Consider the following 6684-nt stretch of genomic DNA (forward strand, 5'->3'; position numbering starts at 1 on the left):
GCTCTCCTTCTATTTGACGGTCTCCGCAAGGGCCGGAGCAACAGGAATCTCTGCAGAAGCCCCGCAAGATGACTCACTTGGTGCGGCCATCCAGCGGACAGCCCCTAATGTTGAGATCACGGGCGCTTCGAAGCGTTCCTCATCAAACGCCTTATCGCCCTGCTCGTCTGGCAAGCCTGTAGGTTGAAGGCTCTTGAAGTCGTGCAAAGAGCTGTCCATGAGATGGGAGGGAACCACGTTCTGAAGCGCGGTGAACATGGTTTCGACTCGACCAGGGAATTTCTTGTCCCATTCGCGCAGCATGTCTCCCACGACCTGGCGCTGCAGATTTTCCTGGCTGCCGCACAGGTTGCAAGGGATGATAGGAAACTCCCGGTGCGCGGCCCAATCGACGAGATCTTTCTCGGGCACAAAGGCCAGTGGGCGGATAACGACGAATTCCCCGTTGTCACTGGTGAGTTTGGGAGGCATGCCCTTGAGCTTGCCACCGAAGAACATATTCAGAAAGAAGGTCTGCAGCATGTCGTCGCGGTGATGGCCCAGGGCGATCTTGTTGCATTTCAGGCGGCGCGCCACGGTGTAGAGAATGCCTCTGCGCAAACGCGAGCACAGACTGCAGGTGGTTTTACCCTCTGGAATCTTGGCTTTGACAATACTGTAGGTGTCCTGGGTTTCGATGTGGTATTCGATGTTCAGGGCCTTGAGGTATTCGGGCAGGATGTGCGCCGGAAAGCCTGGTTGCTTCTGATCCAGATTCACGGCTACCAGTTCAAACGGCACGGGCGCCCGGCTTTTCAGCTTCATCAGGATGTCCAGCATGGCGTAGCTGTCTTTGCCGCCGGACATGCACACCATGACGCGGTCGCCCGCCTCAATCATGTTGAAATCGGCTATGGCTTGGCCGACTTGGCGGCACAGCCGCTTCTCCAGCTTAAGCGCTTCGCGCTCGGTTTTGGTACGTGCGGCAGGGCCGGCGCCAGCCGGCAACGCCAATGATTCTTCAGGGGCCATCAGGGTGCTCATACCCCTGATTGTCCTATTTCGTGAGCCGGGTGCGGCAACAAACGGCAAAATCCAGGGCTAAGAAGGGGTTCTTGGGCCTGTCCAATGTCTTTTTTCGATGGACGACAGGCGGTTAAAGGCGGTTTTGAGCAGTGTTCAAATCCCCACCTTTGGCTGGGGGACTTGGCGGCAGTTGAACTCCAAGGCAGCAGATTTCGATACTTCAAGAAACAAAAGAGGCTTGCATGAAAAAAATTCTGACGTTGCACGGCGTCAACCTCAATATGTTCGGCAAGCGGGACCCGAAGCAGTACGGCACCATCACCTTGCAGGAGATTGATGCGCGCCTTCAGTCACTGGGCAAGGAACTGGGCGCTGAGGTTGAATGCTTCCAGACCAACAGCGAAGCCGCCATGTGCGAGCGTATCCACGCAGCATTCAGCGAAGGCACGGACGCGGTACTGATCAATGCCGGGGCCTGGACGCACTACAGCTACGCCATCCGCGATGCGCTGGACATCCTGACCTGTCCGGTTGTGGAGGTGCATATGTCCAATGTTCATGCGCGAGATGAGTTCCGACATCACTCGGTATTTGCCGACATCGTGCACGGGCAGATCTGTGGGTTCGGCGTTGACAGCTATCTACTGGCGCTGCGGGCCAGCATGGCGTTGCTACCCAACCCAGGAGTGGCTTGACTGCTTAAAAGACTCGCTGGCGCTGGGTACCGAGAGGACCACCATCTAGCGTCATCACGTCGCCGCGGCGCAGGAACACCGGGACAGGTTTGGCGCCAAGGCCAACACCTTCAGGCGTACCGGTGATAACCAGGTCACCGGGTAGCAAGGTCATGAAATGGCTCAGATAGGAGACGATCTCGGCTACCGGGAAAATCATGTCAGAGGTGTTGCTCTGTTGCCTGGTTCGACCATTGACCGAGAGTTCCAGCGCAATGGCCTGCGGATCCGGCAACTCGTCGCGGGTCACCAGCCAAGGCCCTATTGGGCCAAAGCCGTCAAAACTCTTTCCCTTGCTCCATTGGCCATTGCGTTTCAGCTGCCAATCGCGCTCGGAAATGTCATTGGCAAGGCAGTAACCCGCCACATGCGAGAGGGCTTGGTCGACTGATACCTTCCTGGCTTGCGTGCCGATCACAAAGCCGAGTTCGATCTCCCAATCCCCCGTCTGCGAATCTTCGGGTAGTTCAACGTCATCGTTCGGGCCTGCAATAGAGGTAATTGCCTTCGTGAAAACAACAGGCTCCTTAGGAATTTCCATACCCGCTTCTTCAGTATGCTTGCGGTAGTTCAGGCCAATGGCCACGAACTGACGAACACCAGCAATCGGCGCGCCTAACCTTGTACCTTCTTGCACGAGCGGCATGCGCAACAAATCGATCGCCGCCAAGGCCTGCAGCTTGGCTGGCGCCATCCATTCGGGTGTGAAGTCAGGGATCAGAAGAGACAAATCGCGAACTTGCCCATTGGCATCGAGCGCACCGGGTTTTTCCTGGCCTGCGGGGCCGTGGCGTAGCAGCTTCACTAGTGGTTCCTGGCGTTGAATTGAAAATGTGTGGAGAAAATCATCTTGCCCGTGAATGACGGCGCCAGATGTCCCGGACGTGGTTCCTGGCTCGCCTCAACCTCAGCAGTTGGTCATGGTTGCATTCAGTCCTCGCGCTCGATATTGCGCAGCTTCACCACGCGGGTCCAACGGTCGATCTCCCGCTGAATCCTCGAACGCATTTCATCTGGCGTTGAAGGTGCGGGCACGCCGCCCAATTGGGCAAACCGCTCTGCGGTAGCCGGTTCGGCGAGCACGGCCCTCAACTCGTGGTTAAGACGGTCAACAATGGCTCTGGGCGTGCCCGGTGACACCACCAGCCCCAGCCATGAAGTGGGGTCAACGCCAGGAAGTGTTTCCGCAATCGTCGGCACATTGGGAAAGTCCTTGAGACGCTGCGAGGACGACACGGCAAGCGGCCGCACCTGGCCATTCTTGAAATTGACGTTGAGGAAGGTCATGGTCTCGATAAACACGTCGATCCGGCCACCAAGCAACTCTGTATACGCGGGCGCTGCGCCCTTGAATGGCACATGAATCATCTCGGTGCCTGATTCGATCTTGATCCACTCACCCAGCAAGTGATGCAGGCTGCCAGCGCCGGCCGACGACATGCTGAGCTTGCCTGGTTCCGCTTTTGCGCGTGCCAGCAAATCCGGAAACGACTTGATGGGCGAATCTGGCCTGACGCCAATCGCCATGGGGTATTCGATGATCGTCGATACCATTCCAAAGTCATTCACCGGGTGGTATGGCAGCTTTTTCTTCATCGCCGCGGAGGTTGGGTGGCCACCGGTTAGCAGCACCATCGTATAGCCGTCCGGGGGGGACTTGGCGACGGCATCTTGCGCGATGATGCCCGTGGCGCCCATCCGTTGCTCGACCATGATCGGCTGGCCAAGCCGCTCGCTCATTTTTTGCGCCACAAAACGGCTGATGAGGTCTGCGCTGCCACCGGGCGTGAATCCCACAAGGAATTTGATGGGTTTTGAAGGGTAGTCCTGGGCCGCTGCTGGCAAGCTTGCCAGCAGGCCGGAAAACCCAGCCAATACAGCCAATGCCGTGGTGGCCAGATGACGGCGTGTGCGATCGTTTATATCTTGTCTCCTCTTGATTTATGTGCCGTTTGAGAGGCATCTGACGTGATTGGCGTGGAACCCTGGGACAAGCCCGGACTGAAAAAGTCAGCTCACCGTGCGCTGCATGAAATCCAGGCCCGCACGATTGAAATCTTCCGGTGATTCAAACTGAGACCAGTGCGATGAGCGGCGGATTTCCACATACTCAGCTTTCGGGATCAGCTTCGAAACACGTTGTGCGGTCTCAAGAAAAATGTCTTTGTGGTCCACTGCGCCTATCACCAGCGTGGGCGCCTGCAGGCTTCGCCACTCGTCTTCAGCAATCAGGTTGCGCGCACGCATATGCGGCTCCTGCAAACACAGAATGTGCTCCATGGCGCGTCGCATGCCAGGCTGTTGGTACACCGCCTGCCGAACGCCGACAAAATCATCTATGCGGTTCTGCTCTTCAAGAATGAGGCCCTTGAACACGGCACTGACATTCGCCCAGCTCGGGTCATCCACAGCCTTGTAGCGTGCACCCTTGATCTCCGTCGATGTTTGCGCATCAGTGAGCAGCCCGGCCGCAGAAATCAGCATCAGGCTCTGTGTTTTCTCCGGATGCATCAGTGCAAAACGCACGGCGATCCAAGCGCCGAGAGACACCCCGATGATGGACGCCTTATCTATCCCCACCGCCTGCATGAAGTTACGCACGTGCTCGACATACACCGGGATTTCGTAATCGATGTCGGGTTTGCCGCTAAAGCCTGAGCCTATGGTGTCGAAGGCATAGCAGTTGTAGTGCTTTGAAAAAGCCGCCAGGTTGGCGCAAAAGCATTCCCAGCTGCCGCCGGTGCCGTGCACCATCAACAATGGTGGGCCGTCTTCAGGCCCGGCCTGGACATAGCGCGTACGAATGCCGCCCGCGTCTATCCAGCCTTGGCGGAAAGAGGTTTCACGCAATTCGGACCAAACGCTTCGAAATGGTTTGGCCACTTCAGCCGTGTGCGCTTCGGTTTTCATCTCGGTGCTCATAGATCGTGTAGGTCTCGTGTAAAAAATCTTGCCGTGCGTCTCAACCGGCCAGACGCTGACTCAGCGCCTGTTGCCATGTTTCGCGCGACTGAAAGCTCACATCGCTGCGCACCATGGCTTCTGTAGTGGCGCGAATCTCGTCGGGCGGTGCGTCCAGGTCCAGTGGCTGCAGGTGCGGCTGGTTCACATACCAGGGCGAACTTGCGTAGATTTCGACCTTGTTGCCCTCGGGATCCAGAAAGTAAATGCTCCACGCATTGCCATGGTTTGAGGGCCGCAGATCACGCAACCCCATTTTTGCAACGGCACGGTGGTAGTACTGCAGGTCCTCCAGTGTCTTCACGCGAAAGGACATCTGGCTGACAGGTGAATATTCATCATCAGGGCGACCGCTGATCATCACCAACTGGTGATGTTCGTCAGGATTGCGGCTCATGAAGGTGATGCGGCTGCCGCGCAACTCACCGGTGTCAGTCACCACCATGCCTAGCAAATCGCCGTAGAACGCGACCATCGTGTCGAGATCACGAACATAAAGCCCCAGGTGGGTTAGCTGGGCATCAGGTGGGAGGGCCATGGTTTCTTCCTTCAGGGTCATGAGGCAAAACGACCCGCGAAGGATATGGATGGCTATGATCTGGTGTCAAACGATTTCACCCCAATGTCCAGCCCTTGAACATTTCACTTTCATGAGCGAGTCTTCTTACCATTCAGTCCGAGGGCTTGAGCGGGGCCTGGCTGTGCTGCGTGCCGTTAACGCGCTCGGGCATGCCACTTCGGTTGAAGTAGCAAGCCACACTGGCCTACCCCGCCCTACGGTGCATCGCCTGCTTGAAACGCTGCGCACGGAAGGTTTTCTGCGCCGCTCCGCTCTGCGCGATCCCTACCGCCTGACACTCAAGGTCAAGAGCCTCTCCGGTGGTTACAAGGACGAGGACTGGATCACCGATATTGCAGATGTCGTGCTCGCGGAGCTTTTCGATGAGGTGGTGTGGCCAACGGATATCGCCACCTTCGAAGACGACGGCATGGTGATCCGATCGACCACGCATTCCCGCAGCCCACTGTCAATAGAGCGCTCATGGGTCGGCCGCCAACTGCCCATGCTGAGCACTGCGGTCGGCTGGACCTATCTCGCTTTCACACCTGCGAAAGAGCGAAATGCGATCCTGGAACGCATTGGTGCTGTGTCAGGTCCGGATCAGGAGAAGATGCGCGATCCGGATGCCGTGCGCCGCTCGCTGGCCGCGACGCGGCGGCGCGGTTACGGCACCCGACAGCGCGAGTACATGGCCAAGACCTCCAGCATCGCAGTACCGATCATGAACGGCGCACACGTGTTGGGCTGCCTCAACATCATCTGGATAGATTCCGCGATGCCTTTCGATGTGGCAACCCGCCGTTACCTGCCTTTGTTGCGGCAGGCCGCTACGGGCATCGAGGTGGCTTATCAGGAACGTGTGGCGATCTAAGAGTTTGTTCAAAGTCTTCTCGTGGTCTCCCTGCGCCCGTTGCACGGCGCCGAATAACCGAGAGGGCCGAGCGCAGCAATGGCCCGAGTGGGTATCCCACCCCTTGAGGCCGTGCTGAGGAGCGCAGGGCAAGGGGCGGGCAAGCGCACTGAAAGATGCTCTTGCTTCAAGAACTAGCTTGCGGCAGCTGTTTGAACGTAGTGAGCGAAGCGAAAGAAGTGAGATGGTATGGACGCCTCCCACCTCTGCCGCAAAACCCATGAGCGCAAAGAGGTGGGGTCTCGCATCTAACGGCATCAAGTGCCAAAGTAGAGTTTCAAGCAACTACTGACGAAGGAGACCCCGACATGAATATTACGACTTTTGCCATCGATATTGCGAAGTCCGTCTTCCAACTGCACTGGGTAGAGCCGGCAACTGGTGAGATTCATCGCCGTAAGCTCGCGCGCGGCAAAGTTCTTGAGTTCTTCGCCCAGCGCCAGTCAGCTCGTATCGCCATGGAAGCTTGCGGCAGCGCCCATCACTGGGCCAGGCAACTGGCTGCGCTGGGT

At 57.5% G+C, this 6684-nt stretch carries 7 protein-coding genes and 1 pseudogene; 3 read left to right on the forward strand and 5 right to left on the reverse strand.

Annotated elements, in window-relative coordinates; translation table 11 throughout:
• Positions 1-9 precede the first annotated feature (9 nt).
• Entirely contained in the window at positions 10-1023 is a 1014-nt protein-coding gene (ttcA, locus tag G518_RS35545; protein ID WP_084651898.1) for a tRNA 2-thiocytidine(32) synthetase TtcA, read from the reverse strand.
• Between the two features lie 224 nt (positions 1024-1247).
• On the opposite strand from ttcA, the gene aroQ reads away from it, so the two are divergent.
• Complete coding sequence (gene aroQ, locus G518_RS0116670; RefSeq protein WP_028603525.1) at positions 1248-1700, forward strand: type II 3-dehydroquinate dehydratase; 453 nt, start codon at positions 1248-1250, stop codon at positions 1698-1700.
• Between the two features lie 4 nt (positions 1701-1704).
• On the opposite strand, the gene G518_RS0116675 is transcribed toward aroQ, so the two are convergent.
• From G518_RS0116675 to G518_RS0116690, 4 genes are all read right to left on the reverse strand, one after another.
• A complete protein-coding gene (locus G518_RS0116675; protein ID WP_028603526.1) occupies positions 1705-2544 on the reverse strand; it encodes a fumarylacetoacetate hydrolase family protein in 840 nt (279 codons plus the stop codon).
• Positions 2545-2669: 125 nt separating this feature from the next.
• On the reverse strand, positions 2670-3614 hold the full coding sequence (locus tag G518_RS0116680) for a Bug family tripartite tricarboxylate transporter substrate binding protein (protein WP_156909425.1): 945 nt from the start codon (positions 3612-3614) through the stop codon (positions 2670-2672).
• A 135-nt stretch (positions 3615-3749) separates the two neighbouring features.
• Entirely contained in the window at positions 3750-4649 is a 900-nt protein-coding gene (locus tag G518_RS0116685) for an alpha/beta fold hydrolase (RefSeq protein WP_028603528.1), read from the reverse strand.
• A 52-nt stretch (positions 4650-4701) separates the two neighbouring features.
• On the reverse strand, positions 4702-5238 hold the full coding sequence (locus tag G518_RS0116690) for a VOC family protein (protein ID WP_028603529.1): 537 nt from the start codon (positions 5236-5238) through the stop codon (positions 4702-4704).
• A gap of 112 nt (positions 5239-5350) precedes the next feature.
• On the opposite strand from G518_RS0116690, the gene G518_RS0116695 reads away from it, so the two are divergent.
• Entirely contained in the window at positions 5351-6133 is a 783-nt protein-coding gene (locus tag G518_RS0116695; RefSeq protein WP_028603530.1) for an IclR family transcriptional regulator domain-containing protein, read from the forward strand.
• A 347-nt stretch (positions 6134-6480) separates the two neighbouring features.
• A pseudogene (locus G518_RS0116700) lies at positions 6481-6684 on the forward strand (IS110 family transposase); the annotation flags it as partial.

The sequence above is a fragment of the Ottowia thiooxydans DSM 14619 genome, from assembly GCF_000422885.1.
GTDB lineage: Bacteria > Pseudomonadota > Gammaproteobacteria > Burkholderiales > Burkholderiaceae_C > Ottowia > Ottowia thiooxydans.

Bases quoted from the DNA above. Each gene is read 5' to 3' on its own strand.
- aroQ (WP_028603525.1), top strand. From the start codon at position 1,248: ATGAAAAAAATTCTGACGTTGCACGGCGTCAACCTCAATATGTTCGGC.
- G518_RS0116690 (WP_028603529.1), bottom strand. From the start codon at position 5,238: ATGGCCCTCCCACCTGATGCCCAGCTAACCCACCTGGGGCTTTATGTT.
- G518_RS0116695 (WP_028603530.1), top strand. From the start codon at position 5,351: ATGAGCGAGTCTTCTTACCATTCAGTCCGAGGGCTTGAGCGGGGCCTG.
- G518_RS0116685 (WP_028603528.1), bottom strand. From the start codon at position 4,649: ATGAAAACCGAAGCGCACACGGCTGAAGTGGCCAAACCATTTCGAAGC.
- ttcA (WP_084651898.1), bottom strand. From the start codon at position 1,023: ATGAGCACCCTGATGGCCCCTGAAGAATCATTGGCGTTGCCGGCTGGC.